This is a genomic window from Terrabacter lapilli (genome assembly GCF_039531305.1).
GTDB lineage: Bacteria > Actinomycetota > Actinomycetes > Actinomycetales > Dermatophilaceae > Terrabacter > Terrabacter lapilli.
Map to the genome: position 1 here is coordinate 429,439 of NZ_BAAAPU010000007.1, position 20,282 is coordinate 449,720.

Below are 20,282 nucleotides of genomic sequence, written 5' to 3' on the forward strand. Positions count from 1 at the left end.
GGTGGGAAGTGCCCACTCGACGGGGGGGCGGCAGGGTCAGGCGGAGTCGCGGATGACGAGGTGGGTGTCGAGGGTGGTCACTCTGGGCGGCGACTCGCCGGCGAGCAGACGCAGCAGGGTGTCCGCCATGGCCACGCCCATCTCCTGCGACGGCTGAGCCACGGTCGTCAGGCCGACCTTGCCGCGGGTGGCGTACTGGCTGTTGTCGAAGCCGACGACCGCGACGTCCTCGGGCACCCGCAGGCCCCTTTCCTCGAGGGCCAGGAGCGCGCCACTGGCCATGAGGTCGCTCGCCACGAAGATCGCATCGACGTCGGGGTAGGTGTCGACGAGCGTCAGCGCCGCCCGGATGCCGCCGGCCTCGGTGAAGTCGCCGTGCTCGACGCGGTGGTCGGCGAGGCCGGCTGCGCGCATCGCCTCGTGCCAGCCCTGCTCGCGGTCGACCGAGGCCGGCATGTCGGTGGGCCCCGTGATCGTGGCGATGGCCGTGCGGCCCCGGTCGACCAGGTGCTGCGTGGCGGTGACCGCGCCGAGCCGGTTGTCGACGTCGATGTAGTAGTCGCCCTCCTGCGCGATCTCCCCGATCGGCCGGCCACCGAAGACGACCGGCAGCGACTTGCCGAGCGAGGCGAGGAAGTGGTCGCCGGAGTGGTGCGACACGACGATGGCGCCGTCGACGTTGCCGCCGAGCAGGTAGCGGCGGGTCTTCTCCGACGGCGAGCTCGGGTGGGTCAGCTGCAGGTTGAGGACGTACTCGCTGTCGTCGAGCCGGTCGCTGATGCCCTGCACGACGTCGGCGAAGTAGGGGTCGCCGAAGAAGCGGTGCGCGTCCTCCGGGACGACCAGCGCGATCGACATCGTGGCCCGCGCGACGAGCGAGCGGGCCGCCCGGTTGGGCACGTAGTTGAGCTCCGCGATGGCCTTCTCGACGACGGCGAGCACGTCGGGGCTCACCTTGGGCGAGCCGTTGATGACGCGCGAGACCGTGGCCCGGGACACGCCGGCCACCCGGGCGACCTCCTCGAGGGTGGGTCGCCCGACGGGGGTGGCCAGCGTCCCGTCGCTCATGCCTGCAATTGTGCCGCTGGACCGGCCCCGCCGGGGCCGCGGTCCGCCGCGACACGGCCGGAGGCGTCCGCCGACGGCGCGGGGAGCTGCCGGGTGGCGATGATCCGCGCGTAGTCCAGGGCACTCGCCTTGGGCGTGCGGACCTGGGTCGCGTAGTCGACGCGGACGAGCCCGAACCGCTTCGCGTAGCCCCACGCCCACTCGAAGTTGTCCATCAGCGACCAGTAGAAGTAGCCGCGCACGGGCACTCCCGCCTCGATCGCGTCGAGGATCGCCCCGAGATGGGCGCGGACGTATGCCGTCCGGTCTCGGTCATCGACGAAGCCCTCCTCGTCGGGGGCGTCGTCGAAGGCGGCGCCGTTCTCGGTCACGTGCAGGGCGACACCGGCCGGCCCGGCATAGTCCCGCTGGAGCCGGACGAGCAGGCGGGTGAGACCGTCGGGCTGGATCTCCCAGTCCATCGCGGTGACCGGCAGGCCACGCGGGTGGCGGTACGCGTCGTCGGCGGCGGGGAACGGCGAGCGGGTGAACCGGCCGCCGTTGACGCTGTCGGACAGCGACGCCGCGGGCGGCTCGTGCCCGATCGCCTCGCCGTTGTAGTAGTTGACCCCGAGCACGTCGACCGGCGTCGAGATGACGTCCAGGTCACCGTCCAGGATGTGGTCCTCGAGGCCCAGATGGCGGACGTCGTCCAGCAGGTCGGCCGGGTACTCGCCGCGGAAGATGGGGTCGAGGAAGATCCGGTTCATCTGGGCGTCGATGCGCCGGGCGGCGTCCACGTCGCGCGGGTCGGAGGGGTCGAGCGGGTCGGCGACGGTGAAGTTGAGCGTCAGCCCGAGCTCGAGCGAGGCGTCGCGGGCGCGCAGCTCCTGCACGACCCGGCCGTGCGCGAGCAGCAGGTGGTGCGCGGCCGCGAGCCCGTCGGCCGGCGACGTGCGACCCGGTGCGTGCATGCCCGCGGTGTAGCCGAGGAACGCCGAGCAGAACGGCTCGTTGAGCGTCGTCCACGTGCGCACCCGGTCACCGAGCCGGTCGTGCATCGCCAGCGCGTACTCCACGAAGCGGTCGACCGTCTCGCGCGAGGTCCACCCGCCCCGGTCCTCCAACGCCTGTGGCAGGTCCCAGTGGTAGAGCGTCAGCCACGGCGCGATGCCGGCCCCGAGCAGCGAGTCGACGAGCCGCTCGTAGAAGTCGAGCCCCTTGGCGTTCACCGGGCCGCCGTCGGGGCACACCCGGTCCCACGAGGTCGAGAAGCGGTAGGACTGCATGCCGAGCGAGCGCATGAGCTGCACGTCGGCGGCATACCGGTGGTAGTGGTCGCACGCGACGTCGCCCGTGTCGCCGGCGACGACGGCGCCCGGTGTGTGCGCGAAGGTGTCCCAGATCGAGTCGGTGCGCCCGTCCTCGTGCCTGGCCCCCTCGATCTGGTACGCGGCCGTCGCAACGCCGAGGACGAAGTCCTGCGGAAGCGAACGCGGCTGCGCGACAACGAGATCGGGCGCCGACACGCTGGAGGGCTGGTGGGTACGCGTCTGGGCGGTCATCCCTTGACTGCTCCTTGCATGATGCCGGAGACGAGCTGCTTCCCGGCGAAGACGAACAGGACGATGAGGGGCAGCGCCATGAGCACGACCCCGTTGAGCACGAGCGAGTAGTCGACGAAGTAGGCGGCCTGCAGCTGCTGCAGCGCGACCGGCAGGGTGGGGTTGCCCGGGTCGAGGATGATGAACGGCCAGAAGAAGTTGGTCCACGTGGCGATGAAGGTGAACAGGCCGAGCATCGCCGCACCCGGGCGGGCGGCGGGCAGCGCGACGGACCAGAAGGTCCGCAGCGTCGAGGCGCCGTCGACGCGGGCCGCCTCGATGAGCTCGTCGGGCAGGGCTTCCTGGAGGTACTGCGTCATCCAGAAGACGCCGAACGCGCTGACGGCACTGGGCAGGATGACCGCCCACAGGCTGCCGATCCAGCCGAGCTTGCTCATGACGATGAAGAGCGGCACGATCCCGAGCTGCGTCGGCACCGCCATCGTGGCGATGACGAAGACGAGCAGCCCGTTGCGGCCGCGGAAGCGCAGCTTGGCGAAGGCGAAGCCGGCCATCGCGGAGAAGAGCACGACGAGCAGCGAGACCGTCGTGCTGACGAGGATGCTGTTGCCCAGCGCCTTCCAGAACGGGATGGTCGTGACGACCGTGCTCGCGTTCTGCAGGAAGTGCCCGCCCGGGATGAACGAGTACGGGTCCTGGACGATCGCGGCGGAGTCCTTGCTGCCGATGACGTAGGACCACCAGAGCGGGAACGCGGAGGCGAGCAGGACGACCGCGAGGAAGACGTATGCCGTCCGGCCGGCCTGGGTGCGCCGGACCACCTTGGTGGTGCGGCGGAGCGGGAGGGTGGTCATCGCGATCCCTTCGAGGCGATGCGGCGGGTGACGAGGAAGTTGACGACCGCGAAGAGCACGACGATGAGGAAGAGCATCCACGCGACGGCGGCGGCCCGGCCGAAGTTCTTCTGGGTCCAGCCGAGCTGGTAGAGGTAGAGCGTCAGGGTCTGCCACTGCCGGTCGGCGCCGCCGAGGCCGTACTGGTCGTACATCCGCGGCTCGTCGAAGATCTGCAGGCCGCCGATGGTCGAGGTGATGACGACGAAGATGATCGTCGCGCGCAGCTGCGGGATCGTGATCGAGAAGAAGGTGCGGATGCGCCCTGCCCCGTCGATCATCGCGGCCTCGTAGTAGTCGCGCGGGATCGCCTGCATGGCGGCGAGGAAGATCAGGGCGTTGTAGCCGGTCCACCGGAAGTTGACCATCGTGGCGATGGCGACGTGGCTCGGCAGCACCTCCTTGTGCCACTGGACCGGGTCGATGCCGACGAGGCCGAGCAGGTGGTTGACGAGGCCGAACTTGTCGCCGAACAGGTCGCTGAAGATGAGCGCGACGGCGACCGGGGCCACGACGTAGGGCAGCAGCACGCCCATCCGCCAGAAGGTCCGGGCCCGAAGGCCGCTGTCGAGTGCGGCGGCGATGAGCAGCGCCGCGATCACCTGCGGGACGCTCGAGAGCAGGAAGATGCTCAGCGTGTTCTTCAGGGCGTTCCAGAAGTAGGGCTGGGCCAGGACGTCGGTGTAGTTCTTGAGGCCGACGAAGGCGCCCTGCCCGCCGATGAGGCTCCACCTGTGCACAGAGACCCAGGCCGTGTAGAGCAGCGGGAAGAGCCCGACGATGCCGAAGAGGATGAAGAACGGGGAGACGTACGCGTAGGGCGAGCCCAGCTCGTCGAGCCTCGTCAGGCGGCGCCGCCACCTGGCCCGCGGCTGGACGGGCGAGCGTTCGGTGAAGGGGGCCGCCTCGGAAGGCGAGGTGGGGCGGGAGCCCCGGGGGGACGGCATACCCGTGGTGGAGGGGTCAGGGCCGGCGGGCTGCGCAGGAGGCTGCGCGGGGGACTGGACGGTCACGGCAGGTTCCGCTCGTCGGGCGGGCGGCCCGGTGCCAGGAGTCGGTCACCGGGCCACCCGCGGTTCGGTTGGGTCAGCCGAGGTGCGTCAGCCGAGGGCCTTGACGTCGCTGACCCACTTGTCCCAGGACTCCTGCGGCGAGGTGCCCTGCTCGACACGGGTGAGCGCCTGCTGCATCGCGTCGTTGATGGCGAAGTAGTGGGTGCCCTTGTAGGGGGAGAGCGTGACGGCCTTGGCCCGGTCGGCGAAGATCTGGCCGGTCGGTGCGTCGTTGAACGAGGCGACCTTGAAGGAGAGCAGGTCCGGGCTCTCGAGAGCCTGCTTCTGGCTCGGGAAGGTGCCGACCTTCTTGAACGCCTTGACCTGCTGCTCGGGCGCGGTCAGCCACGCAGCGAGCTCCTGGGCCTCCTTCGGGTGCTGGCTCTGCTTCGGGACGGTCAGGTAGCTGCCGCCCCAGTTGCCGCCGCCGCCGGGGAAGGTGTTGGCGACGTCCCAGCCCTTGACGCCCTTGGCGTTGCCCTCGATGACGCCGACCATCCAGCCGGGGCACAACATGGTGGCGAAGCCGTCCTTCTGGAACGAGGCGGTCCAGTCGTCGCCCCACTGCTGCAGCTTCGCGGAGAGGCCGTCGGTGATGCCGGCCTGGACGACCTGGTCGTAGACCTTCTTGACCTGGGCGTTCTCGGTCGCGGTGATGCTGTCGTCGGTGGGGTTCTCGTAGGCGGCGGGGAGCTGGTTGACCATGCCCTGGTACGTCGCGCCGATGCTGTCGAAGAAGGGGACCTTGGACTTGGCCTTGAACTGCTTGCCGGCGGCGAAGTAGCTCTCCCAGGTGTTGCCGAAGAGCTTGGCGACCGACTCGCGGTCGCTCGGCAGGCCGGCCTTCTTGAACAGGTCGCTGCGGTAGCAGATGGCCTCGGGGCCCGAGTCGGTGCCGTAGCCGATGAGGTGGCCGTCGGAGTCGGTGGCGGCCTTGGTCTTCCAGTCGAGCCAGCGTCCCTGGACGTCGGGGGAGTTGAGGTCGGTGAACTTGTCGGAGTACTGCAGCATCTCGGGGAGCCAGTCGACCTCGACGGCCTCGACGTCGGCCATGCCGCTGCCGGCCGAGAGCCGGGTGAAGAAGTTGTCGCGGGCCTCGTTGGAGGTCGCCGCCTTCTTGTGCTTCACCTTGATGTTGGGGTGCGTCTTCTCGAACTCGGGGATGAGGTCCTCGTAGCCGAACTGGTTGAAGGTCGCGAGGGTCAGCGTGACAGGCCCGCCCCCCGCAGCGCCGGTGCCGGCGGCCTGGGTGGCGGTGCCGCCGGAGTCACCCGAGCTGCACGCCGAGAGCGCCAGCAGGGAGACGGCCACGGTGGACAGGACGACGTGGCGCTTGCGTGCGCGGGGCGTGTAGGTACGGCTGGAACGGGATGTCATGGAGAGCTCCTTCGGTCTCATCCCCAGTGTGGGCGTGGGAGCGCTCTCCCCGCCTGAACCGCGGCCGTGAGAGCGCTCTCACGAGGAGGATGGGGCTCGGCGCGAGGATCGGTCAAGGGGCGTTACCATTCCGTGACCTCGGTGGGTCGTCTCGCCCGGCGCGTTAGCGTTGAGGTGCAGGCACCGCCGCCGAAACGGAGCGTCCATGGCTTCCACGACCCCCTACGACCTCGTCGCCATCGGGCGGGTCGGAGTCGACCTCTACCCGTTGCAACACGGGATCACGCTCGACGAGGCGCGCACCTTCGAGAAGTTCCTCGGGGGCAGCGCCGCGACCGTGACGGTCGGCGCCGCACGCCACGGCCGGCGAGCCGCGCTCGTCTCGGCCACGGCCGACGACGCCTTCGGCCGCTTCGTGCACCGGGAGCTGCTGCAGCTCGGCGTCGACGACGCCTACCTCCAGACCATCTCGGGCGGGCCGCCGACACCGGTGACCTTCTGCGAGTTCTTCCCGCCCGACCGCTTCCCGCGCTGGTTCTACCGCTACCCGACCGCGCCAGACCTGCTCATCACTCCGGAATCACTTCCCCTGCAGGCGATTCGAGAGGCCCGGGCCTTCTGGTCCACCCTGACCGGACTCAGTCAGCAGCCGAGTCGCGCCGCCCACGCCGCCGCACGTGAGGAGCGCGGCCGGACGCCGCTGACGATGCTCGACCTCGGCTACCTACCGGCCTTCTGGCTCGACCGGGACCACGATGCGGATGCTGCCCGCGCCGAGGCCCGCAGCCGGGCCTGGGAGGCGCTGCCCTATGCGACCGTCGCGGTCGGCAACCTCGAGGAGTGCGAGCTGGTCACCGGCGAGTCCGACCCCCGACGGGCCGCCCGTGCCCTGCTCGCCGCGGGCGTCGAGCTGGCCGTCGTCACGCAGGGGCGGCGAGGCGTGCTGGCCATGACACCGTCCGAGGAGGTCTTCGTCGACGGCTTCCCCGTGACGGTCGTCAACGGGCTCGGCGCCGGAGACGCGTTCCAGGCGGCGCTCGTGCACGGGCTGCTGGCCGGGTGGGACCTCGCACGTGTCACGCACTTCGCCAACGTGGCTGGAGCCCTGGTCGCCGGCCGGCTCGAGTGCTCGACGGCGATGCCGACGACCGCGGAGGTCCAGGCCCTGCTCTCGGACGTGGAGCTCGCCGACGGAGCGCTCTGACGCGCTGCCCTGCCCGGAAACGAGAAAACCCGCTCCTGCTGGTCACGTCGCCGAACTCGACCAGCAGGAGCGGGTGCCCTTTGACCCGGTGACCGACAGGGGAGGAGATCACCGAGTCGCACAGGAGCAACTCACGAGAACGACTATGACTCCCGGACCTTAAAGAAGGCTGGGAAACCCGTAGCAGTTGGCCGGACTCCTTCGGCCGGGTCATCCGGCGAGCGGTCGTCGGGCGAGGTCGTCCGGCGAGCGGTCGTCGGGCGAGGTCGTCCGGCGAGCGGGTATGGCCCCCATCGAACGGCCCAGCCGGCCACAGGCACGGGCTGCCGCACGGAAGACCACCATCTCTGGAGGGAGCCCCAGGTGCAGACGTTCGTGCCCTACGCCGACTTCGCCGAGACAGCGCGCGTGCTCGACACGAAGCGGTTGGGCAAGCAGCGGGTGGAGGTCATCCAGATCGTGCGCGCGCTCACGGTCCCCGGCTACGCGTGGGCCTCGCACCCTGCCGTGCTGATGTGGAAGGGCTACGAGGAGGCACTCGGCAGCTACGGGCTCGCGATGTGCGCGGAGTGGCTGCGGCGCGGTTTCGGCGACACGTGCGCCACCACGATCGCCGCCGACCTCGCGGCGGTCGGCGTGGACCGGCTGAGGAGCTATCCGGAGCTGGCGGAGGCCGGCGCCCTGCCGCCCTGGCTCTTCGACGAGTCCGTCCAGCACAGCCACCGGTCGGCGCTCGTGCGCAAGGACCCCGCGCAGTATGCCGGCACGTTCCCGGAGGTGACCCCCGACCTGCCGTACGTCTGGCCGGTCCGCTCCGAGGCGGTGCTCGAGCGTGAGCGCCGCTGCGAGGAGGCGTCCGTCCGGCGCGCGGAGGCTGCGGCCCGTCGCCTCCAGCGGGAGCAGGAGGCGAGTCGCCGGCGACGCAGCAGGGCCGCGAAGAAGGCCTGGGAGGCCAGGCGGAAGGCTGTCGCCGGGTCGCCCGGCGCGTCCGCGGGCCAGTCCGCCGGCCCCTCTACCATCCCGGTGACGGACACGGCGCCGCAGCCGCCGTCAGGCGCGTCCGGCGCTACCTGACCGTCATCCGAACGTCACGCGAACCCGCACGGGCTCAGCGGGCGCCGACGACCATCCAGTCGTCGCGGCGGGCGCGCCAGCCGAGGCCCGCACCGCGGATCACCATGAAGATCGTGAACGCGACCCAGAGCACGACCACGTCGCGGGTCGCCGAGCCGCTCGGGCCGGCGGCGCGCACCGCGAGGATCACCGGCAGGTAGGCCGCCAGGGTCAGCACCATGCCCCAGGCGAGCCAGCGGCCGTCGCCGGCGCCGATGAGGACCCCGTCGAGGACGAACACGTAGCCCGCGACAGCCTGCCCGAGCCCGACGACCACGAGCGCCGCGGCCAGCGCCTCCTGGACCGCGGGGTCGGGCGTGAAGAGCGACGGCAGGACCTGGTGCAGCGCCACCACGACGAGCCCGAGGCCGAGCCCGCCCCACACGCCCCAGCGGACCATCGTCCCCATCGCCACGCGAACGCCATCCCGGTCGCCGGCGCCGAGCGCCCGTCCGGTGATGGCCTGGCCGGCGATCGCGAGGGCATCGAGCGCGAAGGCGAGGAACGACCAGACGGTCATCGCCACCTGGTGCGCCGCGAGCGGGACGTCGCCGAGGGAGGCTGCCACCCACGTCGTCAGGAGCAGCGTCGCGCGCAGCGCGAGGGTCCGCACCAGCAGGGGTATGCCGGTGCGTGCAGCCGCGAGCACCCGCGCGGGATGCGGGCGCAGTCGCGCGTGGCGGGCGCCGGCCTTGACGAGCAGGACCGAGACGAGCGCGAGGGCCATCCCGGTCTGGGCGAGCACGGTGCCCCACGCGGAGCCGGCGATGCCCCAGTGCAAGCCGTAGACGAGGACCACGTTGAGCACGATGTTGGCGCCGAACCCGGCGACGGAGGCGACGAGTGGCGTGGTCGTGTCCTGCAGGCCGCGGAGCACCCCGGTGACGGCGAGGATGACGAGCATCGCGGGGATGCCGAGGGCGGAGATCCGCAGGTAGGTCGTGGCCTGCTCGAGGACCGCCGGCGAGGCGCCGAAGACGGCGCTGATCGGGCCCGCCCAGACGGCCACGACGGCCGCCGTGAGGGCCCCGAGCGCGAGGGCGAGCCAGAAGCCGTCGAGGCCCGCCCCGATGGCAGACCGCTCGTCACCCGCACCGAGGTGCCGGGCGACGACGCTCGTCGTGCCGTAGGCGAGGAAGACGAAGACGCCTGCGGCAGTGACGAGCGCGGCGCTGGCGATGCCGAGCCCGGCGAGCTCGGCGGTGCCGAGGTGGCCGATGATCGCCGAGTCGGCGAGCAGGAAGAGCGGCTCTGCGATGAGGGCGAGGAAGGCCGGGACCGCGAGCCGGACGATCTCGCGGCGGTGGCCGGCCGCGCGGGACGCGAGGGCGCTCATGCCGGCGACCCCAGGTGCTTGAGGGCCTCGCGGCGGGAGAGCCCGGAGAGGTCGGGGTGAGCCGCGACGAAGGTGCGCACCCACTCCGGGTCGGTGCGGGCGTGGTCGCGCAGCGCCCACCCGATCGCCTTGCGGCTGAAGAAGTCGGGGTCGGTGAGGTTGGGTTCGATGACGTCGGCGAGGAGGGCCTGGTCGAGCCGCGGGCCGGCTCCGACCTGGCTGAGGACCGCCGCCCGCCGCACCCACAGCGAGTCCGAGGCGGCCCACTCACGCAGCCGCAGCCGCTCGACGTCGGGGTGGGCCAGCAGCGTGTCGCGCACGAGGTGCGTCGCGATGTCGTCGACGACGTCCCACCAGGCGCCGGATCGGATCAGCCTCTCCCACAAGGGCATGGCGTCGCTGTCGAGCCACGTGCGGTACGGGCGGTGCCGCGCGAGGGCGATGGCGGCATACCACTGCTCGCGGTGCGTCGCGCCGTCCCAGAGGGCGCGGATGGTCGCCTCCCACTGCGCTCGCGACTGCATGGCGAGCCCGGGGTCGCGCAGCAACGGCGTCAGTGCCGCCTTGAGCCGCGGCGAGGTCAGGCCGAAGTACGGCATGGCCGACTTCATGTAGCGCTGCTGCCCGGCCGCACGCTCGGGATCGGCGCGCTCGGACAGCGCCGCGGTGACCGCGGCGACGAGCTCCTGGTGCGCGCCGTCCGACATGGCTGCCAAGGTAGTGGCCGGTGGTGACCGCGCGTGAGGCGGCTCAGGCCTTGCGGGCGCGGCCGAGGTAGACGTAGACGAAGGGCCGCATGACCGCGGCCGTCGAGGCGTACTCGCGCTCGACCGACTCGAGGACGAGGCCCGACTCCTCGACGAGCCGGTCGATCGGGCGCGTGAGGTGGCAGCCGGCGAAGGCCCTCTTCTGGAAGGGCTCGAGCCGGTGCTGCCAGCGCCGCACCCCCTCGTCGGGGGCGAGGCCGTGCTCGAGGAAGTGCAGGCGACCGCCCGGCCGGAGCACACGCCGCACCTCGGCGAGCGCTCTCGGGAGGTCGGGGATGGTGCACAGGGTCAGCGTCGACAGGACCGCGTCGGCGCTCGCGTCCTCGAGGCTGAGCGCCTGGCCGTCGAGGTCGCCGCGGACGACCGGGACGGGGCTGCGGGCGCGGCGGTCGGCGCCGAGGTCCCACGCCACGTCCGACGGCTCGACGGCGATGACGCGGGTGACCTCGCGCGGGTAGAGGCCGAGGTTGGGCCCGCTGCCGAAGCCGAGCTCGACGACCTCGCCTCGCAGCCCCTCGCAGGCCCGGACCCGCAACGCGCGGACCCTCTCGCTCTCCCCCGCCGCGACGAGTCGTGGCGTGACCCGCTCGGCCCAGACACCCACGGGAAGGCCGGCCCGACCTCAGGCCGGGGTGCCGAAGCGGACGGCGTTGCGCTCGCGCGCCCTCTGGCGCTCGATGTCGCGGTCCTTCGGCGGCGCGCTCGTGGTCAGGTGCTCGAGCAGGTGCTGCGTCGCGTGGGCGATGGCCTCGACCGCCTCGTCGAACGCGGCCTGGTTGGCCTGGCTCGGCTTCGTGCTGCCGCTGACCTTGCGGACGTACTGCAGAGCGGCGGCCCGGACCTCGTCGCTCGTGGCCGGCGGCTCGAAGTTGTGGAGCTGGCGGATGTTGCGGCACATGCCTCGACTGTAGGCCGCGGCGGACCGCGGAAGGGTCGTCGCGCGGCGCGGAAGTCGGCGTCCTCCGTCGCCTCCCGCAGGTGGGCGAGCTGCTGCAGTATGCGGGCGGCTGCGCTCCCGTGGGTGTGCGCGGTGAGAGGGTGGGCGCATGGAGGTCCTCGTCCTGCCCACGTCCGCCGACGTCGCCCGCCGTGCCGCCGAGGTCGTGCTCGAGGGGCTGGCCGCAGCGCGAGGGGCCGGTCCGGTCCTCGGCCTGGCGACGGGGTCCTCGCCCTTGGGGCTCTACGCGGAGCTGGCGGGGGCGGTGCGGGCCGGACGCCTCGACCTGTCGGCGGCCACGGGTTTCGCCCTGGACGAGTACGTGGGCCTGCCCGCCGGACACCCGCAGACCTACCGGGAGGTGCTGCTGCGCGAGGTGTGTGCCCCGCTGGGCCTGGCGCCCGAGCGCCTGCACGTGCCCGACGGGTCGGGGCGCACCGAGCAGGAGCTGGTCGCGGCGGCCGCGGAGTACGAACGGCTCATCACCGAGGCGGGCGGTGTCGACGTGCAGATCCTCGGCATCGGCGCCAACGGCCACCTGGGCTTCAACGAGCCGGGGTCCTCGCTGTCGTCGCGGACCCGGGTCAAGCGCCTGTCGGACCGCACCCGGCACGACAACGCCCGCTTCTTCGACGGGCCCGACGACGTTCCGACGCACTGCGTCACCCAGGGCCTCGGCACGGTGCTGGACGCGCGCCGGCTGGTCCTCGTCGCCTCGGGACCCACCAAGGCGGCGGCGATCGCTGCTGCGCTGGAGGGGCCGCTGTCGGCCTCGTGCCCGGCCTCCGTGCTCCAGTGGCACCCCGACGCCACGGCGGTCCTCGACGAGGCGGCCGCCACCCAGCTGCGCAACCGCGACTACTACGACGCCTCGGCTGCCGGCCTGTGAGTGGCCGGCACCCGGCATACGCCGTCGGGGTACGGCGTCGGTGGATAGGTGCTCAGGGACATTTCGGACACGTCTGTGGACGACGCACAGGGCTGGGGAACTTCTCCTCCACACGCAGTGGACGCGCATCTGTGCAGGTCAGCGCCTTGCTGGGCCTGTGACCGGGGCCACATTCCCACACTGTCCACACACCTTGTCCACACCTGTTGACGGCGTGTCGCGGTCGGCCGTCCACCGGTTGTCCACAGGCGGTGCATGACCGGCGGGCTCTCAGGTTGGTGGTGGTGGAGTGGCGCACCTACGGTGGGGCGGGTCCTCCTGGAGGAGGAGCCGACGGGCTCGGGTAGGGCCCGTCGCGACCCGCGGCACAGCACTGTCAGAGCTGCGATGTTCACTGAGGTGGACCGGGTTGCACCGATGTCATTCACCATGCAGGGGAAGGGGAGCACGTGTCGCTCGATGAGCTGAGCACGAGCGCGTTCGCGTCGTCGTCCACCCGTGACGGTGGTCCCCCCGACGACCGGCTCCCCCCGCAGGACGTCGGCGCCGAGCAGTCCGTCCTCGGCGGCATGCTGCTGTCGAAGGACGCCATCGCCGACTGCGTGGAGCAGCTCAAGGGCACCGACTTCTACCGGCCCGCGCACGAGCTCATCTACGACGCGATCCTCGACCTCTACGGCCGCGGCGAGCCGGCCGACGCGATCACCGTCAGCGACGAGCTGACCAAGCGCGGCGACCTGACGCGCGTCGGCGGGCAGGCCTACCTGCACCAGCTCATCGCGTCGGTGCCCACGGCGGCCAACGCCGGCTACTACGCCCAGATCGTCGCCGAGCGGGCCGTGCTGCGCCGGCTCGTCGAGGCCGGCACGCGCATCGTGCAGCTCGGCTACGCCCAGGGTGGCGGCGACGTCGAGGACATCGTCAACGCCGCCCAGGCCGAGGTCTACGCCGTCGCCGACAAGCGCGGTGGCGAGGACTACCACGCCATCGGCGACATCATCGAGGCCACCGTCGACGAGATCGAGGTCGCCTCCGGCCGCTCGGGCGAGATGACCGGCGTGCCGACCGGCTTCACCGACTTCGACGCCCTCACCAACGGCCTGCACCCCGGCCAGATGATCGTGATCGCCGCGAGGCCGGCGATGGGAAAATCGACCATAGGCCTAGATATAGTGCGTTCGGCCGCGATCAAGCACAAGATGGCGGCCGTCGTCTTCTCGCTCGAGATGAGCCGCACCGAGATCACGATGCGTCTGCTCTCGGCCGAGGCCGGCATCCAGCTCCAGCACATGCGCAAGGGCACGATGCGTGAGGAGGACTGGACCCGACTCGCCTCCACGATGGGCCGCGTCTCCGACGCACCCCTCTTCATCGACGACTCGCCCAACATGTCGCTGATGGAGATCCGCGCCAAGTGCCGCCGCCTCAAGCAGCGCGAGAACCTCAAGCTCGTCGTCATCGACTACCTCCAGCTGATGAGCTCGGGCAAGCGCGTCGAGTCGCGCCAGCAGGAGGTCTCGGAGTTCTCGCGTGCCCTGAAGCTGCTGGCCAAGGAGCTCGAGGTCCCGGTCATCGCGATCTCGCAGCTCAACCGTGGTCCCGAGCAGCGCACCGACAAGAAGCCTGCGATGAGCGACCTTCGAGAATCCGGCTGTCTCACGGCCGAGAGCCGCGTCATGCGCGCCGACACCGGTGCCGAGGTCTCCCTCGGCCAGCTGTATGCGGAGGGCGCCGAGGACGTCCCGGTCTGGGCGCTCGACGAGAAGCTCCGCTACGTCACGCGCCACCTGACGCACGTGTTTCCCACCGGCACCAAGCCGGTCTTCAAGCTCACGCTCGCATCCGGCAAGACGGTTCGGGCCACGGAGAACCACCCCTTCCTCGCGTACGAGGGGTGGACCGCCCTCGGTGATCTCCGCACCGGCGACCGGGTGGCCGTCCCGCGGCACGTTCCCGCCCCGGAACGGCACGAGCCGTGGGAGGACTCGCGGGTCATCCTGCTCGCGCACATGCTCGGTGACGGCTCGATGCTCGCCCGTCAGCCGATCCGCTACGCCAGCATCGACGAGGCCAACCTCGAGGCCGTGACGAAGGCCGCGCTCACGTTCGGCGTGGCCGCGGTTCGCGACGACTACGCCGCCGCCCGGGTCAGCACGCTGCGCCTGAGGGCGCCCTTCCGCCTCACCCACGGCAAGCGCAACCCGATCGCGGAGTGGCTCGACGGCCTCGGCCTCTTCGACAAGCGCAGCCACGAGAAGTTCGTTCCGGAGTCGCTCTTCTACGCGTCCAAGCGGCAGATCGCGCTCTTCCTGCGCCACATCTGGGCGACCGACGGATCGGTCACCGTCAACAAGAACAGTCGAGGCGGCCGCATCTACTACGCCTCGACGTCCCGCCGACTCGTCGACGACCTGTCCCGGCTTCTCCTCCGCTTCGGCATCTCGACCAGGCTTCGCACCGTACGGAAGTCGGGATACCGTCCCGGCTACACCCTCGATATCTCCGGCAGCGACAGCCAGCGGCGCTTCCTGCAGGAGATCGGCGTCCACGGCGATCGGGGCGTCCAGGCAGAGCGCTTGCTCGAGATCATTCGTGAGACGAAGGCCAACACCAACGTCGACACCGCGCCGGTCGGCATCTGGGACACGGTGCGCGAGGTCATGTCCGATAAGGGCATGACGACGCGGGCGTTCCAGGCTGCTCTCGGTGTCGAGTACAACGGGTCCGCGCTCTACCGGAGCGCCCCGTCGCGGGAGCGACTGGCGCGCGTCGCTGCTGTGCTCGACAGCGCCGAGCTCGAGCTGTACGCCGTAAACGACGTCCTCTGGGACAGCGTCGTGTCCATCGAGCCGGACGGGGTCGAGGAGGTCTTCGACGCGACGGTGCTCGGAACGCACAACTTCATCGCCAACGGCATCGCGGTCCACAACTCGATCGAGCAGGACGCCGACATGGTGGTGCTGCTCCACCGTGAGGCCGCCTACGAGAAGGACTCGCCGCGTGAGGGCGAGGCCGACCTGATCGTGGCCAAGCACCGTAACGGCCCGACCGACACGATCGTCGTTGCCTTCCAAGGCCACTTCAGCCGCTTCACCAACATGGCCAACAACTTCTGACCTGCTCCTGCCGGGCAAGGAGGCCGCGCGGGGTCCGGTCTCCCCGCCCGCAGGCACTGCTGGTTCGCCCGTCAGACGACTTTTCGAATGCCCGGGACGCGCGTGAGCAGGTGCCCCAGGACGAACGAGACCGCCACGCCGAGGGCGGTCACGGCGGCATACGACACCTCGGGCGGCCAGCCGAGCCGGTGGGACGCGAGGACCAGCGCGACGAGCACGCCCTGGTGCACGAGGAACGCCCCGTAGGCCGCTCGGCTGAGAGCCCGGCCGCGCGGGCCGTGCGCATCGAACCTGCGCCCGAACAGGTCCACGACCCAGAGCGAGGCGAAGACCACGAGCAGGCCCTCGATGACCGCGATGACGGCCGACTGCCACGAGCCGCCGCCGAGGAGCAGCCGGAGGTCCATGCCGGTGGCCGTCGCGAGGACGAAGACCCCGACGCCGGCTGCCAGAGCCGACCAGGCGGTCCACCGGATCCGGCGGCCCAGGCTCGGCTCGAGGGGCAGCCATCCCCGTTCCCTCGCGGCGACACCGAGCGCGAAGCCGGCCAGCCACGCCGGCGACTGGGCCACCGCGAGACGCCAGACCTCCTGGCCCAGCGGGGCGACCGTCATGATCGGGAACGCCGCCACGGCGACGACGACGGCCAGCAGCACGAGGCGCCCGAACCCCGGCACCGACCGAGGCTCGGCACGAGCCGGCACCGCCGCGCGCAGCACGCCGTAGCCGACCGAGAACACGAACAGCACGCCGAGGAACCACGTCGGTCCGGGGGCGGGCGGCCACAGCACGTGCGGCACGAACTCCCGGAAGCCGCCGGTCCACCCCGCGTTCTCGGGGTCCACGAACTCGATCGGCGCACTCAGCAGCAGCACGTACGCCAGCATCGGCACGAGGAGCCGAACCGCGCGATCCCCGACGAATCGGCCGAATCCCTTGCGCGACAGCGACTTCGGCGTGAAGTAGCCGGCAACGAGGAAGAACAGTGGCATGCCGAAGAGTGACACGATCGCGGTCACCAGGGTCAGAACCGACAGCAGCGGCTCCCGGACGAGTGGCTCCTCGAACACCCAGTTGCCGACATGGGTCCACGCCATGGTCGTGTGCGCGACGATGACGCCGGAGACGAGCACGACCTTGAGGTTGTCCGCCCAAGGGGCCCGCCGCCGGCCGGCGTCGCCGGCTGCCGGGTGGGCGACGGGTGCCGGCCTCGTACGCATGGCGCACCTCCAAAGGGCTGCCGCGGCCCGGCGCGGATGACCGCCGCAGGCCCGCGTCTTCCCCCTCCAGCGTAGGAGCCCTCGTCTCGCCGGCGCGGCGGCTGTGACGCGGCCGACGCGCACGACGCCGCCCGCGCCGGACGGCCCGCGCCCGACCGGGACCTTCGACCCTGACCGGCGCCCGGCGGCTGGGAGCATCGTGGACCTCGAGGTGCGACACCACCGCCGCTCCGCAGGGGAGGAAACCACGATGGAACCGATCAAGGATGCCGCAGCCGACTTCCTCAGGCAGCAGCGCGTCGCCGTGACGGGCGTGTCCCGGAATGCAGGCTCCCACGGCAGCAACGCCGTCTACCGGCGGCTTAAGGAGCGCGGCTACGCCGTCTACGCGGTCAACCCCCACACCGAGCAGGTCGAGGGCGACACCGCCTATCCGGACCTGAAATCCATTCCCGGGGGTGTGGACGCGGTCGTCATCGGCACCCGACCCGAGCGCGCCCAGGCGACACTGGAGGAGTGTGCAGGGCTGGGGATCAAGCACGTGTGGATGCACCGCGGGCCTGGAGGCGGCAGTGTCTCCGAGGAGGCGGCCGACTGGGGCCGCGCGCACGGCATCCGCGTCATCCCCGGTGGCTGCCCGCTGATGTTCGACCCGACGTCGGACCCCGGCCACAAGTTCATGCGCTGGATGTTCAGCCTCAACGGCAACGTGCCGCACAACGTCTGAACCGCGGCCGGAGGGACCGGCGACCGTGATCCTTCCACCCGTCGCCGACCCGCGGCTCACCACCATCCGCCGCGGCGGCACCCTGACCGACGACCACCACCACCAGCTCGCCCTGTGGGCGGCGACGTGCGCGGAGCACGTCCTCGCCCTGTTCGAGAGCGAGCAACCGGGCGATCTGCGGCCACGGACCGCCGTCGAGCACGCGCGTGCCTGGGTGCGCGGTGACGTCCGGATGATGACGGCGCGCGCCGCAGGTGGACACGCCATGGGCGCCGCGCGACCGCTCCGGGGCGCGCCCCGCTTCGCCGCGTATGCCGCCGGGCAGGCAGCGTGCGTGGCCCACGTCGCCGCGCACGACCTCGGCGCCGCGGCATACGCCATCAAGGCGGTGCGCGCCGCCGCGCCGGCGGGTGGGGCCGACGAGGCCGCGCGAGGCGAGTGCCGCTGGCAGCGCGAGCAGCTGCCCGAGGAGGTCCGCGACCTCGTCCTCGACGACCAGCAGCGACGAAACGCCCTGTGCTGGAGCGTCTTCGACTGCTGAGTGAACGCGCCCTCAGACCGCGTGCTCGATGCGGCGGATGTCGGTCCACCCGGTCCAGCCGCGCTCCTCGAGCAGCCCGAGCAGCCGCCTCGCGCACGGGAAGGACTCGAGGAAGGCTGTGTCGAGCAGCTCCACGAGCTCCGGGCTGACGGGAGGGTAGGTCTCGCGCTCGGCGATGCCCTCCGCCTCCGCGGCCGCCGCCTCGATGAAGGCGGTCACCCGGTCGGCGAGCTCGGTTAGCGCGGGTCGTCGGGCGTGCAGTCGGCGAGGTCGCCGAGGTCGAGGTAGAGCCGGCGCAGCACCGGGTCCTCGATCTGCTGGTGCTTGATCGCCATGAGGACGGGCACCTGCTCGGGCATCTGCGCCGCGATGAGGATCCAGCTGTCGCGCTCCACCTCGACGAGGCGGTCGTGGAAGCCGAGCTGGCGCATCCGGGCCAGGTAGGCGACGGCCTCGGGAGGCAGCGCGAGGCTGTCCCCGGCCGCCAGCTGGGCGATGCGTTCGCGGTGGCGCTGGCGCTCGCGGATCTCCGCCCGCAGGCGGCGGTCGATGTCCTCGACCGCCGCCGCGAACTCCGCGTCGCCGGCCGCGAGCAGCTCCTGCGCGCGGGAGAGCGGCACGCCGGCGTCCGCGAGGACGCGGATGCGCACGAGCGCCACGACCGCCGCGGCGTCGTAGCGCCGGTAGCCGGACGCGTCCCGCTGCGGCTCGGGCAGCAGGCCCTTCGCGTGGTAGTGGCGGACCGCACGCACGGTCACCCCGGCGTACGCCGCGAGCTGGCCGATCGTCAGCATGAGCCCATTCTCCTGTTCGCCGTCGTGGACGGCGGTCGAGCGGTCAGCGGATCTTCCGGCGGAAGGTGCGCACTGCGAGAACGTAGGCCACGACGAGGAGCCCGACGCACCACCCGACCGCCACCCAGCCCTGGCCTCCCACCGGCAGCCCCGCGAAGAGGTCGCGGATCGTGTCGACGATCGGCGTGACCGGCTGGTGATCGGCGAACCAGCGCACCGGACCCGGCATGCCCTCCGTGGGCACGAAGGCCGAGCTGATGAACGGCAGGAAGATGAGCGGGTAGGAGAAGCCGCTCACCCCGTCCACCGACGTCGCGGTGAGCCCGGGGATGACGGCCAGCCACGTCAGGGCGAGCGTGAAGAGCACGAGGATCCCCGCCACCGCGAGCCACGCGAGCACGCCAGCCCCCGAGCGGAAGCCCATGAGCAGGGCGACGAGGACGACGAGCACGAGTGACACGAGGTTCGCCACGACCGAGGTCAGCACGTGGCCCCACAGCACCGCCGAGCGGGCGATCGGCATGGACGCGAACCGGTCGAAGACACCGCTCGAGACGTCGGTGAAGAGCCGGAAGGCGGTGTACGCGATGCCGGACGCCACGGTGATGAGCAGGATCCCCGGCAGCAGGTAGTCGACGTAGCTGCCGCCGACGTGGATCGCGCCGCCGAAGACGTAGACGAAGAGCAGGAGCATCGCGATCGGGGTGACGGCAGTCGTGATGATCGTGTCGGGGCTGCGCAGGACGTGGCGCAGGGACCGCTTGGTCAGCACACGGGTCTCGTCGAGGGCGTGGGTGGTCATCGGGGGGCTCCTTCGCGGGCTGTGGTGTCCGAGGTCGGGGTGGCGGCTGGGGTGGCGGCTGGGGTGGCGGCTGAGGTGGCGTCCCCGCCGCCCCCACGGCGGGGTATGCCGTCGCCGACGATCGCGAGGAAGACCTCCTCGAGCGTGGGCTGCTTCTCGACGTACTCGACGGTGGTGGGCGGGAAGAGCTGCTTCAGCTCGGCGAGGGTGCCGTCGGCGATGATGCGTCCCTCGTGGAGGATCGCGATGCGGTCGGCGAGCTGCTCGGCCTCCTCGAGGTACTGCGTCGTCAGCAGCACGGTGGTGCCCTGTCCGGCCAGCTGGCGGACCGTCTTCCAGACCTCGTTGCGAGACTGGGGGTCGAGCCCGGTGGTGGGCTCGTCGAGGAAGAGGACCGGCGGGTCGCCGACGAGGCTCATCGCGATGTCGAGGCGACGCCGCATGCCACCGGAGTACGTGCCGGCCCGGCGGCCGCCGGCGTCGGTCAGGTCGAACCGCGCCAGCAGGTCGTCGGCGACGCGACCAGGCCGCTCGACACGGCGCAGCTCGGCGACCATGACGAGGTTCTCGCGTCCGGTGAGGACCTCGTCGACGGCGGCGAACTGCCCGGTCAGGCTGATCGAGGCGCGGACCTGCGCCGGCTCGGTGGCGACGTCGTGGCCGCCCACGAGGGCGGTGCCGCCGTCTGCCTTGAGCAGCGTGGACAGGATCCTCACGGCCGTCGTCTTGCCGGCGCCGTTCGACCCGAGCAGGGCCTGGACGGTGCCGCGCGGGACGGTCAGGTCGACGCCCTTGAGCACCGACTGGTCGCCGTAGGACTTGGTGAGCGCAACGAGCTCGATGGCGTTGTTCGTGGTCATGCAACGAGGGTCCAACCCTGACGCAGCGTCAAGGTCAAGCGT

Annotated in this window: 20 protein-coding genes; 6 read left to right on the forward strand and 14 right to left on the reverse strand. The window is 71.5% G+C overall.

Features of this window, described 5'->3' with window-relative positions; translation table 11 throughout:
* Positions 1-36 precede the first annotated feature (36 nt).
* From ABD241_RS09870 to ABD241_RS09890, 5 genes are all read right to left on the reverse strand, one after another.
* On the reverse strand, positions 37-1,068 hold the full coding sequence (locus ABD241_RS09870) for a LacI family DNA-binding transcriptional regulator (protein WP_344061310.1): 1,032 nt from the start codon (positions 1,066-1,068) through the stop codon (positions 37-39).
* On the reverse strand, positions 1,065-2,612 hold the full coding sequence (locus ABD241_RS09875; RefSeq protein WP_344061313.1) for a GH1 family beta-glucosidase: 1,548 nt from the start codon (positions 2,610-2,612) through the stop codon (positions 1,065-1,067). The genes ABD241_RS09870 and ABD241_RS09875 overlap by 4 nt, the downstream gene beginning before the upstream one ends.
* Positions 2,609-3,466, reverse strand: coding sequence for a carbohydrate ABC transporter permease (locus ABD241_RS09880; protein ID WP_344061316.1), 858 nt, complete (start codon positions 3,464-3,466; stop codon positions 2,609-2,611). The genes ABD241_RS09875 and ABD241_RS09880 overlap by 4 nt, the downstream gene beginning before the upstream one ends.
* On the reverse strand, positions 3,463-4,452 hold the full coding sequence (locus ABD241_RS09885) for a carbohydrate ABC transporter permease (protein WP_344061319.1): 990 nt from the start codon (positions 4,450-4,452) through the stop codon (positions 3,463-3,465). Before ABD241_RS09885 ends, ABD241_RS09880 begins: the two co-directional genes overlap by 4 nt.
* Before the next feature lie 153 nt (positions 4,453-4,605).
* A complete protein-coding gene (locus tag ABD241_RS09890; protein WP_344061322.1) occupies positions 4,606-5,934 on the reverse strand; it encodes an ABC transporter substrate-binding protein in 1,329 nt (442 codons plus the stop codon).
* Between the two features lie 205 nt (positions 5,935-6,139).
* Between ABD241_RS09890 and iolC the strand changes: the two genes are divergently transcribed.
* Both iolC and ABD241_RS09900 read left to right on the forward strand, forming a co-directional pair.
* Positions 6,140-7,138 carry a 5-dehydro-2-deoxygluconokinase gene (gene iolC / locus ABD241_RS09895; RefSeq protein ID WP_344061325.1) on the forward strand — a complete coding sequence of 333 codons (999 nt, stop codon included), beginning with the start codon at positions 6,140-6,142 and terminating at the stop codon, positions 7,136-7,138.
* A gap of 363 nt (positions 7,139-7,501) precedes the next feature.
* The gene (locus tag ABD241_RS09900; protein ID WP_344061327.1) at positions 7,502-8,212 is read left to right on the forward strand and encodes an MSMEG_6728 family protein; all 711 of its coding nucleotides are present in this window, start codon (positions 7,502-7,504) and stop codon (positions 8,210-8,212) included.
* 34 nt (positions 8,213-8,246) lie between these two features.
* Here the strand turns inward: ABD241_RS09900 and ABD241_RS09905 are convergent, their stop codons facing one another.
* From ABD241_RS09905 to ABD241_RS09920, 4 genes are read right to left on the reverse strand one after another with little or no spacing between them, the layout of a single operon-like run.
* Positions 8,247-9,587 carry an MATE family efflux transporter gene (locus tag ABD241_RS09905; protein WP_344061330.1) on the reverse strand — a complete coding sequence of 447 codons (1,341 nt, stop codon included), beginning with the start codon at positions 9,585-9,587 and terminating at the stop codon, positions 8,247-8,249.
* Positions 9,584-10,294 carry a DNA alkylation repair protein gene (locus ABD241_RS09910; RefSeq protein ID WP_344061333.1) on the reverse strand — a complete coding sequence of 237 codons (711 nt, stop codon included), beginning with the start codon at positions 10,292-10,294 and terminating at the stop codon, positions 9,584-9,586. The genes ABD241_RS09905 and ABD241_RS09910 overlap by 4 nt, the downstream gene beginning before the upstream one ends.
* A 43-nt stretch (positions 10,295-10,337) precedes the next feature.
* Positions 10,338-10,958, reverse strand: coding sequence for a class I SAM-dependent methyltransferase (locus tag ABD241_RS09915; RefSeq protein ID WP_344061337.1), 621 nt, complete (start codon positions 10,956-10,958; stop codon positions 10,338-10,340).
* An 18-nt stretch (positions 10,959-10,976) separates the two neighbouring features.
* Positions 10,977-11,252, reverse strand: coding sequence for a DUF2277 domain-containing protein (locus tag ABD241_RS09920; protein ID WP_344061340.1), 276 nt, complete (start codon positions 11,250-11,252; stop codon positions 10,977-10,979).
* 148 nt (positions 11,253-11,400) lie between these two features.
* Between ABD241_RS09920 and ABD241_RS09925 the strand changes: the two genes are divergently transcribed.
* Positions 11,401-12,180: a glucosamine-6-phosphate deaminase gene (locus ABD241_RS09925; protein WP_344061343.1), complete on the forward strand. Its 780-nt coding sequence runs from the start codon at positions 11,401-11,403 to the stop codon at positions 12,178-12,180.
* A gap of 449 nt (positions 12,181-12,629) precedes the next feature.
* Entirely contained in the window at positions 12,630-15,296 is a 2,667-nt protein-coding gene (locus ABD241_RS09930) for a replicative DNA helicase (protein ID WP_425580735.1), read from the forward strand.
* 71 nt (positions 15,297-15,367) lie between these two features.
* On the opposite strand, the gene ABD241_RS09935 is transcribed toward ABD241_RS09930, so the two are convergent.
* Positions 15,368-16,516, reverse strand: coding sequence for an acyltransferase family protein (locus ABD241_RS09935; protein WP_344061346.1), 1,149 nt, complete (start codon positions 16,514-16,516; stop codon positions 15,368-15,370).
* A gap of 250 nt (positions 16,517-16,766) precedes the next feature.
* Between ABD241_RS09935 and ABD241_RS09940 the strand changes: the two genes are divergently transcribed.
* Both ABD241_RS09940 and ABD241_RS09945 read left to right on the forward strand, forming a co-directional pair.
* Positions 16,767-17,243, forward strand: coding sequence for a CoA-binding protein (locus tag ABD241_RS09940; RefSeq protein ID WP_344061349.1), 477 nt, complete (start codon positions 16,767-16,769; stop codon positions 17,241-17,243).
* A gap of 25 nt (positions 17,244-17,268) precedes the next feature.
* On the forward strand, positions 17,269-17,784 hold the full coding sequence (locus ABD241_RS09945; RefSeq protein ID WP_344061352.1) for a putative immunity protein: 516 nt from the start codon (positions 17,269-17,271) through the stop codon (positions 17,782-17,784).
* A gap of 12 nt (positions 17,785-17,796) precedes the next feature.
* On the opposite strand, the gene ABD241_RS09950 is transcribed toward ABD241_RS09945, so the two are convergent.
* From ABD241_RS09950 to ABD241_RS09965, 4 genes are read right to left on the reverse strand one after another with little or no spacing between them, the layout of a single operon-like run.
* On the reverse strand, positions 17,797-18,003 hold the full coding sequence (locus ABD241_RS09950) for a hypothetical protein (protein ID WP_344061354.1): 207 nt from the start codon (positions 18,001-18,003) through the stop codon (positions 17,797-17,799).
* A 17-nt stretch (positions 18,004-18,020) separates the two neighbouring features.
* The gene (locus tag ABD241_RS09955; protein WP_344061357.1) at positions 18,021-18,578 is read right to left on the reverse strand and encodes a MerR family transcriptional regulator; all 558 of its coding nucleotides are present in this window, start codon (positions 18,576-18,578) and stop codon (positions 18,021-18,023) included.
* Between the two features lie 43 nt (positions 18,579-18,621).
* Entirely contained in the window at positions 18,622-19,380 is a 759-nt protein-coding gene (locus ABD241_RS09960; RefSeq protein ID WP_344061360.1) for an ABC transporter permease, read from the reverse strand.
* Entirely contained in the window at positions 19,377-20,240 is an 864-nt protein-coding gene (locus ABD241_RS09965; protein ID WP_344061364.1) for an ABC transporter ATP-binding protein, read from the reverse strand. Before ABD241_RS09965 ends, ABD241_RS09960 begins: the two co-directional genes overlap by 4 nt.
* Positions 20,241-20,282 lie beyond the last annotated feature (42 nt).